Here is a 22,047-nt window from a genome sequence, read left to right on the forward strand (position 1 = left end):
TCGGCTCCTCATCCGTCACCGGATCAAGCCACGCGTTTTTCGTGAATGAATTCACGATCTCGATTACGATCAACAATACGATCAGCCTTACGTCGCGCCGCATGGCAATCGACCTGGCGTCAATGCTTTTGAGGCATTACTGCTTTCGGGTCCCGCGGCGGTCCATGGATCATTTGCTGAAGAGCACGTGAAGGCCAATTCCGCTTACCGCGCACTGTTTTGATCAGGTTCCGGTACCTACAATCCGTCCACATCTTGAGCTCGGTCCAAGCGTCAAGGAGGACGAATGGCGGGGCTTTCTACCCCTCATCAGTTTGACCAGCCCACAACCCTCGCAGCTGCGGTACTGACCGACGACAACCGACTCATCGTGATCGTCATCGCGGTGGTCGCCCTTGCGGCGCTTGTCGTGGCCGGGGTCCTGGTACGCCAGGTACTCGCCGCGGGCGAGGGCACCGAAAGCATGAAGGAGATCGCGGTGGCGATCCAGGAGGGCGCGAATGCCTACCTGGGCCGGCAGATGCGAACGCTCGGCGTTTTCGCCGTCGTGGTGTTCTTCCTGCTCATGCTGCTGCCCGCGGACGACTGGAATCAGCGCGCCGGACGATCGATCTTCTTCCTGATCGGCGCGGCGTTCTCGGCGACCACCGGCTATATCGGTATGTGGCTCGCCGTACGCAGCAATGTGCGCGTGGCCGCCGCGGCACGGGAAGCGACTCCGGCGGAGGGTGAGCCCGAAAAGGATCTCACCGCCGTCTCGCACAAAGCCATGAAGATCGCTTTCCGCACGGGCGGCGTCGTCGGCATGTTCACGGTGGGGCTCGGTCTGCTGGGCGCCTCCTGTGTGGTGCTGGTGTACGCGGCCGACGCGCCGAAGGTCCTGGAGGGCTTCGGTCTCGGCGCCGCGCTGATCGCCATGTTCATGCGTGTCGGCGGAGGCATCTTCACCAAGGCCGCCGACGTCGGCGCCGACCTCGTCGGCAAGGTCGAGCAGGGCATCCCGGAGGACGATCCGCGCAACGCCGCGACCATCGCCGACAACGTGGGTGACAACGTCGGCGACTGCGCAGGCATGGCCGCCGACCTCTTCGAGTCGTACGCCGTCACGCTCGTCGCCGCGCTGATCCTCGGCAAGGCGGCCTTCGGCGACGCCGGGCTCGCCTTCCCGCTGATCGTGCCCGCGATCGGCGTGCTCACCGCGATGATCGGCATCTTCGCGGTGGCTCCGCGCCGTGCGGACCGCAGCGGGATGAGTGCCATCAATCGTGGGTTCTTCATCTCCGCGGTGTTCTCGCTGGCGCTGGTGGCCGTGGCGGTCTTCGTCTATCTGCCGTCCTCGTACGCGGACCTGGACGGAGTCACGGACGAGGCCATCCTCGGCAACGCGGGCGACCCGCGGATCCTCGCCCTCCTCGCCGTCGCCATCGGCATCGTGCTGGCCGCGCTGATCCAGCAGCTGACCGGCTACTTCACCGAGACGACCCGTCGCCCGGTGAAGGACATCGGCAAGACCTCGCTCACCGGCCCGGCCACCGTCGTCCTCGCCGGAATCTCGCTCGGTCTCGAATCGGCCGTCTACACCGCTCTGCTGATCGGCCTCGGCGTGTACGGGGCCTTCCTGCTCGGCGGCACGTCGATCATGCTGGCGCTGTTCGCGGTGGCCCTGGCCGGTACCGGTCTGCTCACCACGGTCGGTGTCATCGTCGCGATGGACACCTTCGGCCCGGTCTCCGACAACGCGCAGGGCATCGCCGAGATGTCCGGCGACGTCGAGGGCGCGGGCGCGCAGGTGCTCACCGACCTGGACGCCGTCGGCAACACCACCAAGGCCATCACCAAGGGCATCGCCATCGCCACCGCCGTACTCGCGGCGGCGGCGCTCTTCGGCTCGTACCGGGATGCCATCCTCACGGCCGCGAACGACGTGGGGGAGAAGGTCTCGGGCCCGGGCGCACCGATGAACCTGATGATGGACATCTCACAGCCCAACAACCTGGTGGGGCTCATCGCGGGCGCCGCGGTCGTCTTCCTCTTCTCGGGGCTGGCGATCAACGCGGTGTCGCGGTCCGCCGGGGCCGTGGTCTACGAGGTGCGGCGGCAGTTCCGAGAGCATCCCGGGATCATGGACTACACCGAGAAGCCCGAGTACGGGCGCGTCGTCGACATCTGTACGAAGGACGCGTTGCGCGAGCTGACCACGCCGGGTCTGCTCGCCGTACTGACGCCGATCGCGATCGGGTTCACGCTCGGGGTCGGCGCACTCGGCTCCTTCCTCGCGGGCGCCATCGGCACCGGCACGCTGATGGCGGTCTTCCTCGCCAACTCCGGTGGCGCGTGGGACAACGCCAAGAAACTCGTCGAGGACGGCCACCATGGCGGCAAGGGCAGTGAGGCCCACGCCGCGACGGTGATCGGCGACACGATCGGCGACCCCTTCAAGGACACCGCGGGGCCGGCGATCAACCCTCTCCTGAAGGTGATGAACCTCGTGGCGCTGCTCATCGCGCCCGCGGTGGTCAAATTCAGCTACGGCGAGGACAAGAGCGTGGGCATGCGGGTTCTCATCGCGGTGCTCTCGCTCACCGTCATCGTGGGCGCGGTGTACGTGTCCAAGCGGCGCGGCATCGCGGTGGGTGACGAAGGCAACTCCGAGCGGGTGGCCAAGTCGGCTGATCCGGCGGTGGTTTCGTAACACCTGGGCCATCACCTGGCCAGGTTCGGCTCAACGGACGGGCGGGCGGCGCGTATTGACGCGCCGTCCGCCCGTCCGTCTGTGTGCGCGCCCTGTTCGTGAGCCATATCTCGCTTGGTGCAAATGGCTTCAATAGTGGTCCAAACGGATGTTCGTCACGGTGGGGTCGCCCGCTCGGCGTGTATGTTCCGGGGCCGAGAGCCATGGAAGGGACCAATCCGGTGAACAAGAAGCTCGCGGCCGCACTGTCCGGCGGTGCGGTACTGGTACTGGCGATGTCTGGATGCAGCAGTGACGACAGCAGTGACAAGCTGAACTCCTGGGCCAAGGAGGTCTGCGACGCGGTGCAGCCGCAGGCGAAGAAGATCGAGGCCGCCAACACCGCGATCCAGAAGCAGACCTCGGACAACAGCACTCCGGCGGACGTGCAGAAGACCGACTCGCAGGCCTTCCAGGACATGTCCGACGCCTACAAGGCGATCGGCACGGCCGTGAACAAGGCCGGGGCCCCGGACGTGGAGAACGGCGAGAAGAAGCAGACGGACGCCGTCAAGGAGCTCAACACCATCTCCTCGTCGTACGCCGACCTCAAGAAGCAGGTCGACGACCTCGACACGAAGGACCAGGCGAAGTTCGCCGACGGTCTGAAGGGGATCGCCACCCAGCTGGACAAGCTGAGTCAGAGCGGCAACGACGCCCTCAAGAAGCTGGAGGAGGGCGACGTGGGCAAGGCGATGGCCAAGCAGGAGAGCTGCAAGAGCGCGTCCGCCTCGGCCTCGGCGACGAAGAGCTGACCCTCGGCGTCGCCTCCCGGAGCCGGGGCGCCGCTCGCGCCCTCCCGGCGCCGGGGCGCCCTCCGGGGCCAGGTACTTCGGTGAGCCGCCCGGCGCTGTCGGGCGGCTCACCTGTTTGCCTCGCCGACGGCGACCTGTTCCGCACCGTGGGGCGCGCACGGGCCCCGCTCCGCGGAAGGATCGTCCGCGGCGGTAGCGGCGCGCCCGCCCTTCGCCGGTTGCGCGTCACAATGGGCGGGTGAGTAACACCAGCCTGGCACCGCTGCCCTCGTCCGACCGCACCGACGTCATCGCGCGGCTGCGCGACGCCCTCCTGGGCGCCTCCTTCAGCGCCGACGGTCTGCTCGACCTCCTCGGCGCCCCCGCCTACGCGGCACTGGCGCGCAGCGAGACCGTGCCCGCGCTCCGGGCGACCAGGGGCGACTCCCCGCTGGAGGCGCTCGTACGGCTGTTCCTGCTCCAGCACCCCGTGCCGTACGCGCGCGTGGTGGACGTCCTGCCGGTGGAGGACTGCCTGGAGAGCGGCTGGCTGATCCGCGTCGGCGGGGACGAGGTCGCGGCGGCGGTCGACGTACGGCCGTACGGCGGGCCCGGTGGCGAGGACTGGTTCATCGTCTCGGACCTGGGCTGCGCGGTCGGCGGGGCCGGTGGCGTCGGCAGCCGGAGCACGCAGACCGGTGCCGCCGTCGTACTGGGCGTGGGCGGCGCCTCCACGACCCTCGCGGGCGTCACCGTGCGCACCCCCGTCGCCTCCGCGCTCGACCTCGGCACCGGCTCCGGAATCCAGGCGCTGCACGCCGCACAGCACGCCACACGCGTCAGCGCGGCCGACCTCAACCCCCGTGCGCTGCACATCACCTCGCTCACGCTCGCCCTCTCCGGGGCTCCGGCGGCCGATCTGCGTCAGGGGTCCCTCTTCGAGCCGGTGGCCGACGAGACGTTCGACCTGATCGTCTCGAACCCGCCCTTCGTGATCTCGCCCGGCGCCCGGCTCACCTACCGCGACGGCGGAATGGGCGGGGACGATCTGTGCCGCACGCTCGTTCAGGAGGCGGGAGCCCGTCTGAACGAGGGGGGATACGCGCAGTTCCTGGCCAACTGGCAGCACGTGGAGGGTGAGGACTGGCAGGACCGGCTGCGCTCCTGGGTGCCGCGCGGCTGTGACGCGTGGATCGTGCAGCGCGAGGTCCAGGACGTCACGCAGTACGCGGAGCTGTGGCTGCGCGACGCGGGCGACCACCACGGCGACTCCGTGGAGTACCAGGCCCGGTACGACGCCTGGCTGGACGAGTTCGAGGCGCGGAAGGTGAAGGCCGTCGGCTTCGGCTGGATCACCCTGCGCAGGTCGGGGGCCGAGCTGCCCTCGGTCGTCCTGGAGGAGTGGCCGCACCCCGTCGAGCAGCCGCTCGGCGACACCGTGCGCGCGCACTTCGAGCGGGTGGACTATCTGCGTGCGCATGACGACGCGGCCCTGCTCGCCGGGCACTTCAGGCTCGCCGACGAGATCGTGCAGGAGCAGGTGGGACTGCCCGGCGCGGAGGACCCGGAGCACGTCGTGCTGCGCCAGCACCGCGGCATGCGGCGGGCCACGAAGGTGGACACGGTCGGCGCCGGCTTCGCGGGCGTCTGCGACGGCACGCTGAGCGCGGGGCGGATCCTGGACGCCATCGCCCAACTGGTCGGAGAGGACCCGGTGTTGCTCCGGGACCGGACGCCCGCCCAGATCCGGCTGCTGGTCGAGCAGGGTTTCATCGAACCCGCACAGTGACGTCCGGGGCGGACGACACCGGCGGCACGGCCGGGCCCGGCACCGACGGCACAGCCGGGCCCGGCGCCGGCGTGCGGCCCGCCGTGGCACGGCACGCGGCGCGGAGCCCGGGGGAAGCCGGGTTCGGCGTTCAGGCCGGCGTCGTATCCGGTCGAGCGGTGGACCGTGGCGTCGGCACGGGAACGAAGGGGAACGAAGGGGAACGAGCGGTTTCCCGTGCGGTGTGACGGACTCCATTCGAGAGATGGCCGACTTCCGGCAGGTGCGGTGGCCGGCCCTGTGCGGAGGATGCGGTCGCGGTGTGATTGATTCCGCATCGGGCCGCACAGCGCTGTCCGCCTCCCGTTCACCCGGGGTTGGGATCCCGGTCTCCCGGAGGTGCCAGCGTCCGACCCGGGGCACGAACGGGCGAAGGGACGAGCCATGGAGAGCGGACCGGCGATCTTCACGGGATCGGTGTTCGCCCTGTTCGGAGGCGGGCTGCTGCTGTGGACGGCGGTCCGGCTGCGGCAGCGGGCCCCCATCGCCCACGAAGTGAATCCCGTCGCCTCGGCGGCGGTCGCGGGCTTCGCCGGGATGGCCGCCGTGTTCCTCGCCGTGTGGTGTTTCACCCGCACCTGAGTGCCGGGCCACCGACACGCACGGGCCTTTCCCCGGCCGGGGAACGCCGCCCGCGGTGTCCGGGAATCGCCGCCCTCCGGCGGGTACGGCCATGATCGACACCTCCCGCGCCCCTCCTCTCCGGTAATTGAGAGGTCACCCTCCGGATGGCCCGGAAACGGCAGGTCGGCACTCCGGGCGGCAGGAATGGCGGGAGTCGGGTTACCGTTCGAGTGGCCGTTGCGGGCTTTTCCCGTTTGACACGGGGGCGGGATGTACCGTCACACTCCGCAGCGTCAGCATGACCCGAGCCCCGGGTTCCAGGCCTGGGGCGAGACCCCCTGCGTCGACCGGAGAGAAGAGCGAAGTTGTCCCCGACCAGCGAGACCGCACACGGCGGCCGCCGACTCGTCATCGTCGAGTCGCCTGCCAAGGCGAAGACGATCAAGGGCTATCTCGGCCCCGGATACGTCGTCGAAGCGAGTGTCGGGCACATCCGCGACCTCCCCAACGGCGCCGCGGAGGTGCCCGAGAAGTACACCGGCGAGGTGCGTCGGCTCGGCGTGGACGTCGAGAACGACTTCCAGCCGATCTACGTGGTCAACGCTGACAAGAAGGCCCAGGTCAAGAAGCTCAAGGACCTGCTGAAGGATTCCGACGAGCTCTTCCTCGCAACCGATGAGGACCGCGAGGGCGAGGCCATCGCGTGGCACCTTCTCGAGGTCCTGAAGCCCAAGGTCCCCGTCCACCGGATGGTCTTCCACGAGATCACCAAGGACGCGATCCGCAGTGCCGTCGCCAACCCGCGCGAGCTCAACCAGCGCATGGTCGACGCCCAGGAGACCCGCCGTATCCTCGACCGCCTCTACGGCTACGAGGTCTCGCCGGTCCTGTGGAAGAAGGTCATGCCGCGTCTGTCGGCGGGCCGCGTCCAGTCCGTGGCGACCCGCCTCGTCGTCGAGCGGGAGCGCGAGCGCATCGCCTTCCGCTCCGCCGAGTACTGGGACCTCACGGGCACCTTCGGCACCGGCCGCGCCGGTGACCAGAGCGACCCGTCGAGCCTGGTAGCCCGGCTGACCGCGGTCGACGGCAAGCGCGTCGCACAGGGCCGCGACTTCGACTCGCTCGGGCAGATCAAGGGTGCGAACACCCTCCACCTGGACGAGACGAACGCCCGCGCGCTCGCCGCCGCCCTGGAGAACACGGACTTCTCCGTACGGTCCGTCGAGTCGAAGCCGTACCGCCGCTCGCCGTACGCGCCGTTCCGTACGACGACGCTCCAGCAGGAGGCCAGCCGCAAGCTCGGCTTCGGCGCGAAGGCCACGATGCAGGTGGCGCAGAAGCTGTACGAGAACGGCTTCATCACCTACATGCGTACCGACTCCACGACCCTCTCGGACACCGCGGTCTCCGCGGCCCGGGCGCAGGTCACGCAGCTCTACGGTGCGAACTACCTGCCGGACAAGCCGCGCACGTACGCCGGGAAGGTCAAGAACGCGCAGGAGGCGCACGAGGCGATCCGCCCGTCGGGCGATCGTTTCCGCACTCCGGCCGAGACGGGTCTGACCGGTGACCAGTTCAGGCTGTACGAGCTGATCTGGAAGCGGACCGTCGCCTCCCAGATGAAGGACGCCACCGGCAACTCCGTCACCGTGAAGATCGCGGGCAGGGCCTCCGACGGCCGGGACGCCGAGTTCAGCGCGTCCGGCAAGACGATCACCTTCCACGGCTTCCTGAAGGCGTACGTCGAGGGCGCGGACGACCCGAACGCCGAGCTGGACGACCGCGAGCGCCGCCTGCCGCAGGTCGGCGAGGGCGACCCGCTGTCCGCCGAGGAGATCTCGGTCGACGGCCACGCGACCAAGCCCCCGGCCCGCTACACCGAGGCCAGCCTCGTCAAGGAGCTCGAAGAGCGGGAGATCGGCCGCCCGTCGACGTACGCGTCGATCATCGGCACGATCCTCGACCGCGGATACGTGTTCAAGAAGGGGACGGCCCTCGTGCCCTCCTTCCTGTCCTTCGCCGTGGTCAACCTGCTGGAGAAGCACTTCGGACGGCTCGTCGACTACGACTTCACGGCCAGGATGGAGGACGACCTCGACCGCATCGCGCGGGGCGAGGCCCGGTCCGTCCCGTGGCTCAGGCGTTTCTACTTCGGCGAGGGCGACGCGGTCGGCGCAGCCGCCGCGGCGGAGGCGGGCAACGGCGACGGGGACCACCTCGGCGGTCTCAAGGAGCTCGTCACCGACCTGGGCGCCATCGACGCCCGCGAGGTGTCGTCGTTCTCCGTGGCCGGCAGCGACATCATGCTGCGCGTCGGTCGCTACGGTCCGTACGTCGAGCGCGGCGAGAAGGACTCCGAGAACCACCAGCGGGCCGATGTCCCCGAGGACCTGGCCCCCGACGAGCTGACGGTCGAGCTCGCGGAGGAGCTGCTCGCCAAGCCCAGCGGCGACTTCGAGCTCGGAGCCGACCCGGCGACGGGCCACCAGATCATCGCCAGGGACGGCCGCTACGGCCCGTACGTCACCGAGGTGCTCCCCGAGGGCACCCCGAAGACCGGCAAGAACGCCGTGAAGCCGCGTACCGCGTCGCTCTTCAAGTCGATGTCCCTGGACACCGTCACGCTTCAGGACGCGCTCAAGCTGATGTCGCTGCCGCGCGTCGTCGGCAAGGACGCCGAGGGCGTGGAGATCACCGCGCAGAACGGGCGGTACGGGCCGTACCTGAAGAAGGGCACGGACTCCCGGTCGCTCACGGCCGAGGACCAGCTCTTCACGATCACCCTCGACGAGGCCCTCGCGATCTACGCGCAGCCCAAGCAGCGCGGCCGGGCGGCCGCCAAGCCGCCGCTGAAGGAGCTCGGCGCCGACCCGGTCAGCGGGCAGCCGGTCGTCGTCAAGGACGGACGCTTCGGGGCGTACGTCACCGACGGCGAGACCAACGCGACCCTGCGGTCCGGCGACAGCGTCGAGGAACTCACTCCGGAGCGGGGCTTCGAGCTGCTCGCGGAGAAGCGGGCGAAGGGGCCGGCCAAGAAGACGGCGAGGAAGGCCCCCGCCAAGAAGGCACCGGCCAAGAAGGCGCCCGCGAAGAAGACCGCCGCCAAGAAGACCACGGCCACGAAGACGGCGGCAAAGAAGACCACCACCGCCAAGAAGACGACGGCCAAGAAGGTCACCGCGGCCAGGGCGACGGCCGAGGACTGATCCTCTTTCCGGTGAACGGCCGGGCGGCACACCGTTTTTCGGTGCCGCCCGGGCCACACACTGTTTTCGGTCGAGGACCGGTCCGGTGGCGGACCGCCTCCTTCACTTTCCGTTCGCCGAACGAACGCCCCGGGACCACTTGGTGTCGGGGCCGTTCGCATGTTCGGGGGCCTCTTCGGGGAGCGGGCCCGTCCGGATAGGCTGGCAGGATGACGCGAGCCGAGCAGCCAACGGCCCACACTCCGGCCCCCGACAACGCCCTGGTCGCAGACTCACGGGAGCGCGCCGTCCGGGCGCTGTTGCGCGTACCGCAACTGAGGCGGCTGTGGAGCGCCCAGCTGGTGGGAGGCGTGGGCGACGCCCTCGCACTGCTCGTCCTGGTGTTGCTGGCCCTCCAGACCGCGGTCGCCGAGGGATCCTTCGGAGGCGGCTACCGCGGAGTGGCCGTCGCCGTGTCGGCGGTCTTCGGGGCACGCATTCTCGCCACCCTGCTCTTCGGGGCGGTCCTCCTCGGCCCGCTCTCCTCCCTCACCGCCCAGGACGGCCCCCTCGACCGCCGCTGGACCATGGTCGGCGCGGACGGCGTACGGGCCGCGCTGCTGATCATCGCGCCCCTGTGGATCGACTGGACTCCCGAGAACGCGCTGGCGCTGCTCCTCGTGACGGCGTTCGTGATCGGGGTCGCCGAGCGCTTCTGGACGGTGTGCCGCGAGAGCGCGGCGCCCGCGCTCCTGCCCGCGCCGCCGCTGGAGGGCGCGACGGTACGGCCGCTGCCCGACCACATGGACGCGCTGCGCCGACTCTCACTGCGTACGGGATTCGTGACCGCGCCCCTCGCGGCGGCGACGCTCGTCGCCGCCGGGCTCGTCAACAACCTGCTGGGCGCCGGACTCGCGTGGTTCGACCAGCATCAGGCGGCGCTCGCCTCGTACGTCTCCGCGGGCCTGTTCGCCGCCTCCCTGTCGGTGCTCACCTTCCTCGAACTGCCTGACACACGGACCCCGCGCGCGCGGTCGCCGCTCGAAGGACTGCGCCGCCCGAAGACAGGTTCGGGCATCGACAAGGGCCGCACCGGGGCCATCCCGCTCCTGGTGCTCGCCTGCGCGGCCGTCGCCGGGGCCGTCGCGGCCGCCGTCGCGGTGGCCGTGCTGCACGCCAAGGACCTGGGCGGCGGCCCAGTGACGTACGGGCTGCTCGTCCTCGTGCTGACCGGCGGTGTCGTGATCGGCATCCGCAACGCCGCGAAACTGCTGCCCTCCCTGTCCCGCCGACGGCTGCTCGCCCTGGCGATCGCCTTCACCGGGATCGCACTGCTCGCCGCCGGGCTCGTCCCGGACGGCACCACCGTGCTGCTGATCACCGGCCTCGCGGGCGTCGGCGCGGGCGTCGCCGCGAACACCGGGCACGCGCTGCTCGACCAGGAGGCCGAGGAATACCGGCGGACGCGGACGACGGAACACCTGCACGCGGTCGTACGGGTCTTCGTGGCCCTGGGCGTGCTCGCGGCCCCGCTGGTCGCCGCCGCGATAGGGCCGCACCGCCTGGAGAACGGCAAGTTCGTGTTCGCGCACGGCGGCGCCGCCTTCACCCTGATGCTGGTCGGCGCGCTCCTGCTGCCGGTCGCAGCGCTGGTCCTCGCCAAGGCCGACGACCGCTCCGGAGTGCCCCTGCGGCACGACCTGCGGGACGCGCTGCGGGGCGGCGACGATCCGGTGCAGGCGTCCACCGCCTCAGGGTTCTTCATCGCCCTGGAGGGCGGTGACGGGGCCGGCAAGTCGACCCAGGCCGAGGCGCTCGCGGAGTGGATCCGCGCCAAGGGCCACGAGGTCGTGGTGACACGCGAGCCGGGCGCCACCCCCGTTGGCAAGCGGTTGCGGTCGATCCTGCTCGACGTGTCGTCGGCGGGGCTGTCGCACCGCGCGGAGGCGCTGCTGTACGCGGCCGACCGCGCGGAGCACGTGGACACCGTGGTGCGGCCCGCGCTGGAGCGGGGCGCGGTCGTGGTCTCGGACCGGTACATCGACTCCTCGGTGGCCTACCAGGGAGCCGGGCGCGACCTTTCCCCGACCGAGGTCTCCCGCATCAACCGGTGGGCGACCCACGGGCTCGTACCCCATCTGACGGTCCTGCTGGACGTGGCGCCGGAGACCGCACGCGAGCGGTTCACCGAGGCGCCGGACCGGCTGGAGTCGGAGCCCGCCGAGTTCCACGCGCGCGTGCGGTCCGGTTTCCTGACGCTGGCGGCGGCCGATCCGGGCCGCTACCTGGTCGTCGACGCCGGGCAGGAACCCGAGGCCGTCACCACCGTGATCCGGCACCGGCTCGACGTGGTCCTCCCGCTCTCCGAGGCCGAGATCAAGGCCCAGGAGGAGGCCCGCAGGGCAGCCGAGGAGGAGGCCCGCCGCAAGGCCGAGGAAGAGGCCGCCCGCAAGGCGGAGGAGGAGCGGCTGGAGCGCGAGCGCCAGGAGCAGCTCGCCCGGCTGCGCGCGGAGGAGGAAGAGCGCAAGCAGCGCGAGCTGGAAGAGGCTCAGCGGCGCGAGGCCGAGCGGCAGGCGGAGGAGGCGCGGCAGCGCGCGGAGGCCGCACGCGTGCGTGCCGAGCAGGAACAGGCCCGGCAGCTCGCGGAGGAGAAGGCCCGCGCGGCCGAGGAGGAGCGCCGGCGCAGGCAGGCCGAGGAGGAGGCGCGGCTGCGGGCCGAGGCCGAGGAACGGCGCCTGGAGAAGCAGCGGAAGGCCGAGGAGGCACTGGTGCGGGCCGAGGAGGCACTGGTGCGGGCCGAGGAGGCCCGGCGGGCGGCGGCTGCCGCGGTCGCGGCTTCCAGCGCGGTGGCCGAGGGGCCGGCTGCCGGGGTGGCCGGTACCGGCACGGGTGCCGGCGGTGCTTCGGAATCCTCCGGCCCGTCCAGGACTTCCAGGACCTCCAAGACCGCCAGGACCTCCAAGACCGCCAGGACCTCCCGGGCCTCCAGGACTTCCGGAGGGACTGGTTCCGGTGCGTCGGCGGGTGCGGGCGACCACGAGACCACGGTGTCGACGCCCCTGGTGACGCCCACGAACGCGTCCGGAGGACCGGCCGACGAGACGGCCGTCCTGCCCCCGGTACCGCCGCGGGGCGCCGGCCCGGACTCCGAGGAGACGACCGTGCTCCCGCAGCCCCCGGCCCCGCAGGGAGCCGCGGACGAGACGGCCGTGCTGCCCCCGGTGGGTCGCGGCCCGGCCGCGGACGAGACGGCGGTACTCCCGCCGGTCCGGCAGGATCGCGGCCCGGACGAGACGGCCGTGCTGCCCCCGGTCCGGCCGGAGTCCGGTGCGGACGAGACGGCGGTCCTTCCTCCGGTCCGGGACGACCGGGACGACCGGGCCGACCGGGACGGCGAGCAGGGGAGCGGGGCCGCGGACCGGGTGCCTCCCGGGTACTTCCGCGACGAGCGGCCGGACTCCGGACCCTCCGACGCCCGCACGCGCGAGCTGCCCCAGGTCGACGCGGAGGGTACGCCCAGGCGACGCCCCCGTTCGGACTGGGCGGAGGAGACCCCGCTGGACGATCTGCCGACGCTGGCCGACGAGTTGCTGGGCCGACGCGAGGGCGACGAGCCGGACGAGGGGCGCGGGCGGCGGCGCTGACCTTGGGCGCCGGCGCCGACAGCGGGCGCCGGCGCCGACGTCGGATGGCGGCGCCGGCATGGAGCGGCGGTGCCGACGCCGGGTGGTCGTGCCGACGCCGGGTGGCGGCGCCGATCCGGCTCTGCTGTGGTCACCTCGGCAGGGTTGCGCCGACGCGGTCCGGTGTCGGCCTCCCGCGCCGGTCCGGTCGGGGGCGCCCCGCCGCTGCCCGGGCCTCTTCGCCCGTCGGTGCCCCGTCGCACGGGCACCGACGGATCTCGTTGTCAGTCCCCTCCCGCACAATGGACGCGGCAGGGCACAGGTGTGACGAAAGGGCGGCACCCCATGACCGTATGGGACGACCTGGTGGGCCAGGAGAAGGTGAGCGCGCAGCTCTCGGCCGCCGCGCGGGACGCCGACGCCCTGGTCACCGCGGTCGCGGCCGCCACCCCGGTGCCCGAGGCCTCGAAGATGACGCACGCCTGGCTCTTCACGGGCCCGCCGGGATCGGGCCGTTCCACCGCGGCGCGTGCCTTCGCGGCGGCCCTCCAGTGCGTGAGCCCCGACCGCGCACTCGGCGGCGTCCCCGGCTGCGGCTTCTGCGACGGCTGTCACACGAGCCTCATCGGCACCCACGCGGACGTGCAGATCATCCGCACCGACCTGCTCTCCATCGGTGTGAAGGAGACCCGCGACCTCGTTCGCCGCGCCCAGCTGTCGCCCGCTGTCGGCCGCTGGCAGGTCATCGTCCTGGAGGACGCCGACCGCCTCACCGAAGGCGCGGGCAACGTGCTGCTGAAGGCCGTGGAAGAGCCCGCCCCCCGTACGGTCTGGCTCCTGTGCGCGCCCTCCCTGGAGGACGTGCTGCCCACGATCCGCTCCCGGTGCCGCCACCTCACCCTGCGGACGCCCCCGGTGGCCGCGGTCGCCGACGTCCTCGTGCGCCGCGACGGCATCGAGCCGGATGTCGCGGCCGTCGTGGCCCGCGCCACCCAGGGCCACATCGGACGGGCCCGCCGCCTCGCCACGGACGAGCGGGCCCGCGCCCGCCGCGCCGCCGTCCTCAAGCTGCCGCTTCGCGTCGGCGACGTGGGCGGTTGTCTCAGGGCGGCCCAGGAGCTGATCGACGCGGCCTCCGAGGATGCCAGACAGGTCGCGGAGGAGACCGATGTCAAGGAGACCGAGGACATGAAGGCGGCCCTCGGCGCGGCCCAGGGCGGCCGTATGCCGCGCGGCACCGCGGGCGTGATGAAGGAGCTGGAGGACAAGCAGAAGCGCCGCAGGACGCGTACGCAGCGCGACAGCCTGGACCTGGCCCTGATCGACCTCACGGCCTTCTACCGCGACGTGCTCGCCCTCCAGTTCGGCACACACCTCGCCCTTGCCAACACGGACATGCAGGACACCCTGGACCGACTGGCGCGCGGGTCGTCGCCCGAGAACACCCTGCGCCGGATAGAGGCGATCGCCGCCTGCCGCGAGGCCCTGGACCGGAATGCGGCGCCGCTGCTCGCGGTGGAGGCCATGACGATGGCGTTGCGGGCGGGCTGACGGCGGACCGGCTCGGGCTGTCCCGGCCGGCGGTCGCCGGTCCGTGAGTTGACGCCGTCACTCGTACGAGGCGCGCTTGCAACTCTTAGCGATCGTGTCGTCGCGCAGGGTTACGCTCGCTCGATGGACACCAGGCGCCGGCCCGGGGCATCCCGGGCCCACCGATCCCTTCGCGCGTGCGGCACGCTGGTCGCCGTTGCCGCACTGCTCGTCTCCGCCTGCTCCGCGGGGAGTTCGACGAGTTCCGCCAGCCCGGCCGGGGCGGGCGCGCTGCGCGCGCTGCCCGAGGTCACCCCGTCCGAACTGACGTCGCACTACGGGCAGCGGCCGACCTGGCGCTCGTGCGGCGCCCCCGGCTTCGAGTGCGCCACGGTGAAGGCACCGCTCGACTACGCCGAACCGGCCAAGGGCGACATCAGGCTGGCCGTGGCCCGCAAGAAGGCGACCGGACCGGGCAAGCGGCTCGGCTCGCTGCTGGTCAACCCGGGCGGGCCGGGCGGATCGGCGGTCGACTACCTCGAGGCGTACGCCGGCATCGGCTACCCGGCGAAGGTGCGCGCCCGTTACGACATGGTCGCGGTGGACCCGCGGGGCGTGGCCGGCAGCGAGCCCGTCGAATGCCTCACCGGGCGGCGGATGGACGCGTACACGCAGACGGACACGACCCCCGACGACGCGCGCGAGACCACTGAACTGGTCGACGCCTTCAAGGAATTCGCGGAGGGCTGCGGACAGCGGTCGGCGAACCTGCTGCGCCACGTGTCCACGGTCGAGACGGCCCGCGACATGGACCTCGTACGGGCCGTCCTGGGCGACGACAAACTGACGTACGTCGGTGCCTCGTACGGCACGTTCCTCGGGGCGACCTACGCGGGCCTGTATCCGGAGCGGGTGGGCCGGCTGGTCCTGGACGGCGCGCTGGACCCGTCCCTGTCCGCCCGGCAGCTGAACCAGGACCAGACGGCCGGCTTCGAGACGGCCTTCCAGTCCTTCGCGAAGGACTGCGTACGCGAGCCGGACTGCCCGCTGGGCGGGGCGAAGACGTCGCCGGACCAGGTCGGCAGGAACCTGAAGGCCTTCTTCCGGCAGCTGGACTCCGCACCCATCGACGCGGGCGACGCGGACGGCCGCAAGGTCGGTGAGGCACTGGCCACGACGGGCGTCATCGCCGCGATGTACGACGAGGGGGCCTGGCCGCAGCTGCGGGAGGCCCTCACCATGGCCATGCAGGACAAGGACGGCGCGGGCCTGCTCGTCCTGTCCGACAGCTACTACGACCGGGACGCCGACGGTCAGTACGCGAACCTGATGTTTGCCAACGCGGCGGTCAACTGCCTGGACCTGCCCGCCGCCTTCGCTTCCCCCGAAGAGGTCGAGGCGGGCCTCCCCGCCTTCGAGAAGGCCTCCCCGGTCTTCGGCGTGGGCCTCGCCTGGGCTTCCCTGAACTGCGCCTACTGGCCCGTGAAGGCAACCGGCGAGGCGCACCGCATCGAGGCGAAGGGCTCCGCGCCCATCGTCGTGGTCGGCACCACCCGCGACCCGGCGACCCCGTACTCGTGGGCGCAGGCGCTCGCCGCCCAGCTCTCCTCGGGAACGCTCCTCACCTACGACGGCGACGGCCACACGGCGTACGGACGCGGCAGCGCGTGCATCGACTCCGCGATCAATCTCTACCTCATCGAGGGCACCCCGCCACAGAACGGAAAGCGCTGCTCAGCGACCTGATCGCCGGGCTCCGGCAGGCCCGTCGCCAGGTCGCCGACGGGCCTGCCGGGGGTGCGTCCGGAGCGGGTTCGGAGCACCCCCGGAAACTGTGTAGACTTACCGGCGTTGCCGATCGCACCATAGTTCCGGCAGCGCGCCGCCTTAGCTCAGATGGCCAGAGCAACGCACTCGTAATGCGTAGGTCTCGGGTTCGAATCCCGAAGGCGGCTCTGTAAAAGCCTCAGGACTCACTCGCCGTGACCTGGGGCTTTTGCTTTTTTCGGGGCGGGTCGCCGTGTGGGGTGCGTGGCGCGGAGGGTCAGGTGGTCGTGTCGCGCAGTGCGTCCCGCAGTTTCAGGGCCGCCGGCAGTGGGGTGGCGGGCAGTGCCAGGTGGACCGTTCGGCGTAGTGCGGGGTCGTCGAGGCGGCACAGGATGACTTCGGCCGGGACCGCCCACGCTGCCAGTGAGGGGACGAGGGCCACTCCGAGTCCGGCGGCCGCGTAGCCGAACTTGCCGGTCCACTCCGCGATTCTGATGATCTTTCTCGGGGTGAAGCCGGCCCGTGCGCAGGCGTCGGCGAGCATCGTGGGGCGGTCGCCGTACGCGTCCTGGATCCAGGCCTCGTCGCGCAGGTCGTGCAGGCCGATCGCCCCGGATCCCGCCAGGGGATGGTCGCGGCGGAGGGCGACGAGCAACTCGTCCTCCAGCAGTACCGCCGTCGTGATGCCGTCGGCCGACGGCAGGCCGGACGGGTAGTCGCTGACCACGGCGAGGTCCAGCGCGCCTTCCGTGAGATGCCGCATCAGTGTGCCGCTCCGTCCCTCGACCGAGACGATCTCGACATCCGGGCTGGTGTGCCTGAACCGGCGCAGGGCCTCGGGGACCAACGAGATGTTCGCCGTCGCGAAGGCTCCCACGCGCAGCATGCCGCCGTGGCCCGCGTGGATCACGGTCAGCTCGTGTTCCGCGCGTGACAGCCGTTCCAGCACGTCCACGGCGTGGCGGTGCAGCGCTCGGCCGGAGGGGTTCAGTCGTACGCCCCTGGGGAGCCGTTCGAACAGAGGGCCGCCCGCCTGCTGTTCCAGTGCGGCGATCCGCCGGGACACCGCGGACTGCGTGTAGTTGAGCCTGGTCGCGGCCCCGGTGAAGGACCCGGTCTCGGCCACGGTCACGAGCAGGCGCAGCGCGTCGGTCTCGAACACGTTCCTTCCCCCCTGTGTGCTCCCTCTGCGCATGCAGGCAGGGCACTGCCCAGACGCATGCGTTCAGTGCATGGATTCCATGCGATCCAGTCGCTGGTGGAATGCCTTGTGGCCCCATACCGTCTCATGACATCGCCGATCCGAGGGGGAACCGTGATCGATCTGCCTGCCATGCTGCTCGACCTGGAGGAGCTCGTGGCCTGCGAGTCCTTCTCGGCCGACCATGCGGCGGTGGCCCGCAGCGCCGAGGTGGTCGGCGCCCAGGGGGCGAGGCTGCTGGGCGCCGAGCCGGAGACGATCGTGGCCGGCGGAGTCACCCACCTGCGGTGGACCTTCGGCAGGCCGGGCGTGCTGCTGGTGGGGCACCACGACACGGTGTGGCCCCTCGGTTCGCTGGACAGCCACCCCTGGTCGGTGGCCGACGGGGTGGCCCGGGGCCCCGGAGTCCTGGACATGAAGGCCGGGCTGGTGCAGATGTTCCACGCGCTGGCCGCCCTGCCGACCCTCGACGGGGTGTGCGTGCTGGTCAACGGGGACGAGGAGGTCGGCTCCCCCACCTCCCGGACACTCGTCGAGGAATCCGCGCGCGGCTGCGCGGCCGCCCTCGTGCTGGAGGCGTCCGCGGATGCCACGGGCGCACTCAAGACCGCCCGCAGCGGCACCTCGCGGTACGAGATCGTGGTGCACGGCAGGGCCGCCCACGCGGGTCTCGAACCGCACCGGGGGATCAACGCCGCTGTCGAGGCCGCCCACCAGGTCCTGGCCATCGCCGGTCTCGGTGCCGCGGTGGACGACACCGGGGCCTCCGTCGACAGCCCTGGCCCTGGCCCCGGGACCGGCCCCGGGACCGGCATCGATGTCGGCCCCGGCACAGACAGTCCGGTGCTGGGAGCGGCGACCGTCACACCCACCCTTCTGTCGGCGGGGAGCACCCTGAACACGGTGCCCGCGACGGCGAAGGTGTCGGTGGACGTGCGCGTACCGACCCTGGCGGCGCAGGACCGGATCGACGAACTCATGCGGGGGCTCACCGTGCGGAACCCCGGTGCCCGCCTGACGGTGCTGGGCGGCAGGAGGCGGCCGCCGATGGAACCGGAGTCCTCCGCCGCGCTGTTCGCCCTCGCCGCCCGCATCGCGTCGGAGCTGGGCCAGGAGCCTTTGCGGGGTGTCGCCGTCGGCGGTGCCTCGGACGGCAACCACACGGCGGCCGTGGGCTGCCCGACGCTGGACGGCCTGGGCGCTGTCGGCAGCGGCGCCCACGCGGACACCGAGCACGTGGAGGTCGCACGGATGGTCCCGCGCACCGAGCTGCTCGCGCACCTCGTCGCCCAGATCTGCCGAGGGCCCGCCCGGTGACCGCAGCAGGAACGTTCCGGCCCCGGAAGCTCCGGCCCCGGAAGCGGGCAAGCGCCCCGAACTCTCCGTCACTCCACACGAGGAAGAGGCCCATGACCGCATCGACCGTTCAGCCGCCCGAGGTCGCCGAACTGGCCGCCCGTCATCAACTCGGCGAACTCGCGGGCGCGTTCGCCCCCAAGCGGCTCGGGACGCTGATGTTCGTCGTCTACGTCAACATGATCCTCACCTTCACGGCGTTCTTCGTGGTTCCCGGTCTGCTCTGCTACTGGTGGATGCGCCGTTTCCCGAACTTCAGCAGGAAGCAGGCCGCCAAGCGCCTCTACCTGTTCGAGCACGGGATGATCGTGCAACCGCAGTTCGGCGACGGCATGACCGCCTTCCGCTGGGATTCCGTGAAGCTCTACCAGGACATCACCCAGTTGTTCGTCAACGGTGTCCCGACCCCGACCAAGTACGTCTACTCCGTGGTCGCCCCGAGATACGGCGGCGCGGAGATCACGGAGTTCTACGAGAACCCCGAGAGCTGGGGTCCCGCTCTGCAGGACGCGGTCCTCCGCGCCCAGGGGCCGGCTGTCCTGAAGGCGATTCTGGAGGGCGGGACGGTGGACTTCGGAGCCCTCTCGCTCTCCAGCAAGGGTGTGTCCTCCACCAGGAACGGTCGTCTTCCCTGGTCCGAGGTCCAGGAGATCCTGGTTCAGGGAGGAAGTGTCCGGGTCCTGAGGTCCGGTACGGCCGACACATGGTCCACGGTCGCGGTCAGCGGCATGCCGAACCTCTACGTCTTCCTTGCCGTCGCCGGGAAGCTCTGCCGCCAGTAGCCGCCAGTAGCCGCCAGTAGCCGCCAGTGGCAGTCGCCGGTCGTCAGCGGTTGTCACGGCTGCCCAGGGACGCAGCGGGGAGGGCCTGGTGTCCCGGCCGGACTAGGAGGTCAGGGTCGCCAGTGCCGGGGCGAAGGCGATGAGCAGGGGGACGAGGGGGGCCAGCGCGGCGGCCGTCGTGGTGCCCCGGCGGTGGGTACGGGTGAGGCGGGGCGGTGGGTCCAGGAGACGTTCCACGCGTTGGTGGAGCAGGGGGCGGGGGGTGGCGCAGGACAGGACGCCCCGGTGCTGGTTGAGCTCGATGAGGGCCAGCGCGGTGGTGAGGTGGCCGCAGCGGCGCGAAGCCGTGTCGTCGGCGGACAGCTCGACGAGGCGGTGGGTCTGGTCCCGGAAGTGGGTGAAGACCGGGATGCCCGGAAAGCCGCCGGCCAGGGCCTGCGAGAGGTGCAGGAGCCAGTCGTGACGGGCCCGTGCGTGGCCGAGCTCGTGGGCCTGGATGGCGTCCAGCTGGTGGTCGGTGAGGCGGCTCAGGGCGCCCGTGGTGACGACGAGCTGGGGCGGGTTGCCCGGCATCCACCAGGCGTCCGGGTACTCGTCCTCCAGTACGAGGAGCGGGCCGCGGGAGGCCGGGAGGCCGGCCGGCAGCTCGGGGGCGCGCTCGCGCAGGTGCGCCCGGCGCAGGCGGCCGCGCCGACGGGCTTCCACCACTTCCCGGGCGAGCATGGCCGTGGTCCAGGCGGCCCCGCCGGCCAGCAGCAGCGTCAGCGCGGTGGTCCACGGCGGGGCGGCGGCCAGGTCGTACGCCGCGGTGACCGCGGGCGGCGCGGGCGCGAAGACGTGGGCGCGGACGGTGTGGAAGACGGCGGAGGCGCTCAGCACGAGCGACGTCAGACAGCACAGCAGCACCGTGGCGACCAGGCACTGCCACACCCACAGCGCGAGCACCGGTTCCCGCTCGGGCCAGGAGGCGCGGGTCAGGACACGCGGGGCCACGACCGCGGTGGTCAGGGCGACGGCCGCCATCAGCAGGAGGGAGATGGATACGGTCATGTCGTGGGCCCCTTCCTTTCACTCCGCCGGGTCGTTCCGCGGTCGCCCTGTCGTCGGCCGCCGTCCGCATTCGCTTCTCCCCGGCCGTGGGCCGTCGGCCCGTGGTGCGTGACCGTGGCCGGGCAGGGAGAGTGAGCGGTAGTGAACACGCTACCCGGCCTCGGGCCCCCGGAGGCAATGATCGGCGTGACGTCACAGCGCACGCGACCGTCGGTGGCGTGAGCGGTGGCATGGCATGGGCGGCGCCGGTGGTGGTGGCGGTACGACGCGCGGGGCGGGACCGCGCGGCGGGGTGCTCCGGCACGCGCCGCCTGCCGGGCCGGAGGACGCGGACGCCCCTCGCACCCTCTGCCGGGAAGTCGCGCGGAATTGCGGTCCGACACCCTTAAGAAATCGCGTACTTGAGGAGTCCTGGCCGTGAACGGCTAGCATCGCCCCTTGATTGTCGGCTGATTGTCGGCGGAGTCGAGATCGGGGTGGGCGTCGTGTCGGTGGAGCCGCGGATCGCGGTGGCCGTGGTGACCATGGGGACGCGGCCCCAGGAAGTGGACGCGCTGCTCGCGTCGGTGGCCAAGCAGGACGTCGCACCCGAGCGGATCGTGATCGTCGGGAACGGGTGTCCGCTCCCGGAGTTCGCCGAGCGGCTGGACCTGCCCGGTGAGGTCACGGCCATCGAGGTCGACGAGAACCTCGGCTGCCCGGGCGGCCGGAACGTCGCGCTGCGGCGGCTGCGGGAGTTCGCGGACGTGGACGTCGTCGTCGAGCTGGACGACGACGGGCTGCTCATCGACCCCGATGTCCTGCGCGGGGTACGGGACCTGTACGCCGCCGAACCGCGTCTGGGCATCGTCGGGTTCCGCATCGCCGACGAGAACGGCGAGACCCAGCGGCGGCACGTCCCGAGGCTCGGCGCCAAGGACCCCATGCGCGGCGGCGAGGTGACCTGTTTCCTCGGCGGCGGCCACGCCCTCTCCATGGAGATGCTCGCGCAGACCGGGGACTGGCCCGCCGAGTTCTTCTTCGCGCACGAGGAGACCGACCTGGCGTGGCGGGCCGCCGACGCCGGCTGGACCATCCGGTACGCGCCCGAGTTGCTGCTCCAGCATCCGAAGACGTCACCCGCCCGGCACGCCATCTACCACCGCGTCACCGCCCGCAACCGCGTCTGGCTGGTCAGGCGGCGGCTGCCGCTTCCGCTCGTCCCCGTCCATCTGGCGGTGTGGATCGCCCTGACCCTCGTACGGACGCGGTCCGTCGGTGGGCTGCGGGCGTGGTTCGGCGGCTTCGTGGAAGGGCTGAGGGCTCCGGCCGGGGAGCGCAGGCCGATGCGCTGGCGGACCGTGTGGAGGCTCACGCGTCTGGGGCGGCCGCCGGTCGTCTGACGCGGCGTCGGTGCCGGTGACCGTTCGGCGGCGGGCCGTCAGGGCGGACGGCCGTGGTGATCCGGAGTGGTGAGGTCCGGTCAGGGGCGGCGGGTGCGCGGCGGCGTTCGTGGGCGTCCGCCGCCGGATGTCCTTCGCGTGCCCTGCGGGACTTTCGGACCCGGTCGCGACGGCGACACTCCCCCGAGTCGCGGCGACCTATGACGCCAACCGCGTGCCGGAGCGACCGGGTCCGATGAAGTGATCAAATCAGGCCACGCCAACCGATCGCTAACATGGGGCGAACGGTGTGGCGGGGCACGGAGTTTCGCCTG

13 protein-coding genes and 1 tRNA gene are annotated in these 22,047 nt (G+C 71.6%); 12 read left to right on the forward strand and 2 right to left on the reverse strand.

From position 1 onward, the window contains the following. The first annotated feature begins 286 nt into the window (after window positions 1–286). From O1Q96_RS03525 to O1Q96_RS03565, 9 genes are all read left to right on the forward strand, one after another. Entirely contained in the window at window positions 287–2,692 is a 2,406-nt protein-coding gene (locus O1Q96_RS03525; RefSeq protein ID WP_269246806.1) for a sodium-translocating pyrophosphatase, read from the forward strand. Between the two features lie 203 nt (window positions 2,693–2,895). Continuing rightward, on the forward strand, window positions 2,896–3,486 hold the full coding sequence (locus tag O1Q96_RS03530) for a small secreted protein (RefSeq protein ID WP_269246807.1): 591 nt from the start codon (window positions 2,896–2,898) through the stop codon (window positions 3,484–3,486). A 238-nt stretch (window positions 3,487–3,724) separates the two neighbouring features. Beyond that, a complete protein-coding gene (locus O1Q96_RS03535; protein ID WP_269246808.1) occupies window positions 3,725–5,254 on the forward strand; it encodes a DUF7059 domain-containing protein in 1,530 nt (509 codons plus the stop codon). A gap of 423 nt (window positions 5,255–5,677) precedes the next feature. Further along, window positions 5,678–5,875: a hypothetical protein gene (locus O1Q96_RS03540; RefSeq protein ID WP_217458949.1), complete on the forward strand. Its 198-nt coding sequence runs from the start codon at window positions 5,678–5,680 to the stop codon at window positions 5,873–5,875. Between the two features lie 347 nt (window positions 5,876–6,222). Beyond that, window positions 6,223–9,063 (forward strand): type I DNA topoisomerase, encoded by a 2,841-nt coding sequence (gene topA / locus O1Q96_RS03545; RefSeq protein WP_269246809.1) that lies wholly within the window; start codon window positions 6,223–6,225, stop codon window positions 9,061–9,063. A 209-nt stretch (window positions 9,064–9,272) separates the two neighbouring features. Next, window positions 9,273–12,686 carry a dTMP kinase gene (tmk, locus tag O1Q96_RS03550; RefSeq protein WP_269246810.1) on the forward strand — a complete coding sequence of 1,138 codons (3,414 nt, stop codon included), beginning with the start codon at window positions 9,273–9,275 and terminating at the stop codon, window positions 12,684–12,686. Between the two features lie 324 nt (window positions 12,687–13,010). Beyond that, window positions 13,011–14,216 (forward strand): DNA polymerase III subunit delta', encoded by a 1,206-nt coding sequence (locus O1Q96_RS03555; RefSeq protein WP_269246811.1) that lies wholly within the window; start codon window positions 13,011–13,013, stop codon window positions 14,214–14,216. Window positions 14,217–14,339: 123 nt separating this feature from the next. Next, window positions 14,340–15,941: an alpha/beta hydrolase gene (locus tag O1Q96_RS03560; RefSeq protein WP_269246812.1), complete on the forward strand. Its 1,602-nt coding sequence runs from the start codon at window positions 14,340–14,342 to the stop codon at window positions 15,939–15,941. 135 nt (window positions 15,942–16,076) lie between these two features. Further along, window positions 16,077–16,150, forward strand: a tRNA-Thr gene (locus tag O1Q96_RS03565). An 89-nt stretch (window positions 16,151–16,239) separates the two neighbouring features. Here the strand turns inward: O1Q96_RS03565 and O1Q96_RS03570 are convergent. Next, the gene (locus tag O1Q96_RS03570; protein ID WP_269246813.1) at window positions 16,240–17,124 is read right to left on the reverse strand and encodes a LysR family transcriptional regulator; all 885 of its coding nucleotides are present in this window, start codon (window positions 17,122–17,124) and stop codon (window positions 16,240–16,242) included. A 171-nt stretch (window positions 17,125–17,295) separates the two neighbouring features. Here O1Q96_RS03570 and O1Q96_RS03575 point away from each other — a divergent pair, with 171 nt between their 5' ends. Then, window positions 17,296–18,480 carry a M20/M25/M40 family metallo-hydrolase gene (locus tag O1Q96_RS03575; RefSeq protein ID WP_269253459.1) on the forward strand — a complete coding sequence of 395 codons (1,185 nt, stop codon included), beginning with the start codon at window positions 17,296–17,298 and terminating at the stop codon, window positions 18,478–18,480. 92 nt (window positions 18,481–18,572) lie between these two features. Further along, complete coding sequence (locus tag O1Q96_RS03580; RefSeq protein ID WP_269246814.1) at window positions 18,573–19,301, forward strand: DUF6585 family protein; 729 nt, start codon at window positions 18,573–18,575, stop codon at window positions 19,299–19,301. Between the two features lie 102 nt (window positions 19,302–19,403). On the opposite strand, the gene O1Q96_RS03585 is transcribed toward O1Q96_RS03580, so the two are convergent. Further along, entirely contained in the window at window positions 19,404–20,351 is a 948-nt protein-coding gene (locus tag O1Q96_RS03585; RefSeq protein WP_269246815.1) for a M56 family metallopeptidase, read from the reverse strand. A gap of 491 nt (window positions 20,352–20,842) precedes the next feature. On the opposite strand from O1Q96_RS03585, the gene O1Q96_RS03590 reads away from it, so the two are divergent. Then, entirely contained in the window at window positions 20,843–21,733 is an 891-nt protein-coding gene (locus tag O1Q96_RS03590; protein WP_269253460.1) for a glycosyltransferase family 2 protein, read from the forward strand. Window positions 21,734–22,047: the final 314 nt, after the last annotated feature.

It is taken from the genome of Streptomyces aurantiacus (assembly GCF_027107535.1).
Taxonomy (GTDB): domain Bacteria; phylum Actinomycetota; class Actinomycetes; order Streptomycetales; family Streptomycetaceae; genus Streptomyces.

Bases quoted from the DNA above. Each gene is read 5' to 3' on its own strand.
- O1Q96_RS03525 (WP_269246806.1), top strand. From the start codon at position 287: ATGGCGGGGCTTTCTACCCCTCATCAGTTTGACCAGCCCACAACCCTC.
- O1Q96_RS03530 (WP_269246807.1), top strand. From the start codon at position 2,896: ATGGAAGGGACCAATCCGGTGAACAAGAAGCTCGCGGCCGCACTGTCC.
- O1Q96_RS03540 (WP_217458949.1), top strand. From the start codon at position 5,678: ATGGAGAGCGGACCGGCGATCTTCACGGGATCGGTGTTCGCCCTGTTC.
- tmk (WP_269246810.1), top strand. From the start codon at position 9,273: ATGACGCGAGCCGAGCAGCCAACGGCCCACACTCCGGCCCCCGACAAC.
- O1Q96_RS03555 (WP_269246811.1), top strand. From the start codon at position 13,011: ATGACCGTATGGGACGACCTGGTGGGCCAGGAGAAGGTGAGCGCGCAG.
- O1Q96_RS03560 (WP_269246812.1), top strand. From the start codon at position 14,340: ATGGACACCAGGCGCCGGCCCGGGGCATCCCGGGCCCACCGATCCCTT.
- O1Q96_RS03575 (WP_269253459.1), top strand. From the start codon at position 17,296: ATGCTGCTCGACCTGGAGGAGCTCGTGGCCTGCGAGTCCTTCTCGGCC.
- O1Q96_RS03580 (WP_269246814.1), top strand. From the start codon at position 18,573: ATGACCGCATCGACCGTTCAGCCGCCCGAGGTCGCCGAACTGGCCGCC.
- O1Q96_RS03585 (WP_269246815.1), bottom strand. From the start codon at position 20,351: ATGACCGTATCCATCTCCCTCCTGCTGATGGCGGCCGTCGCCCTGACC.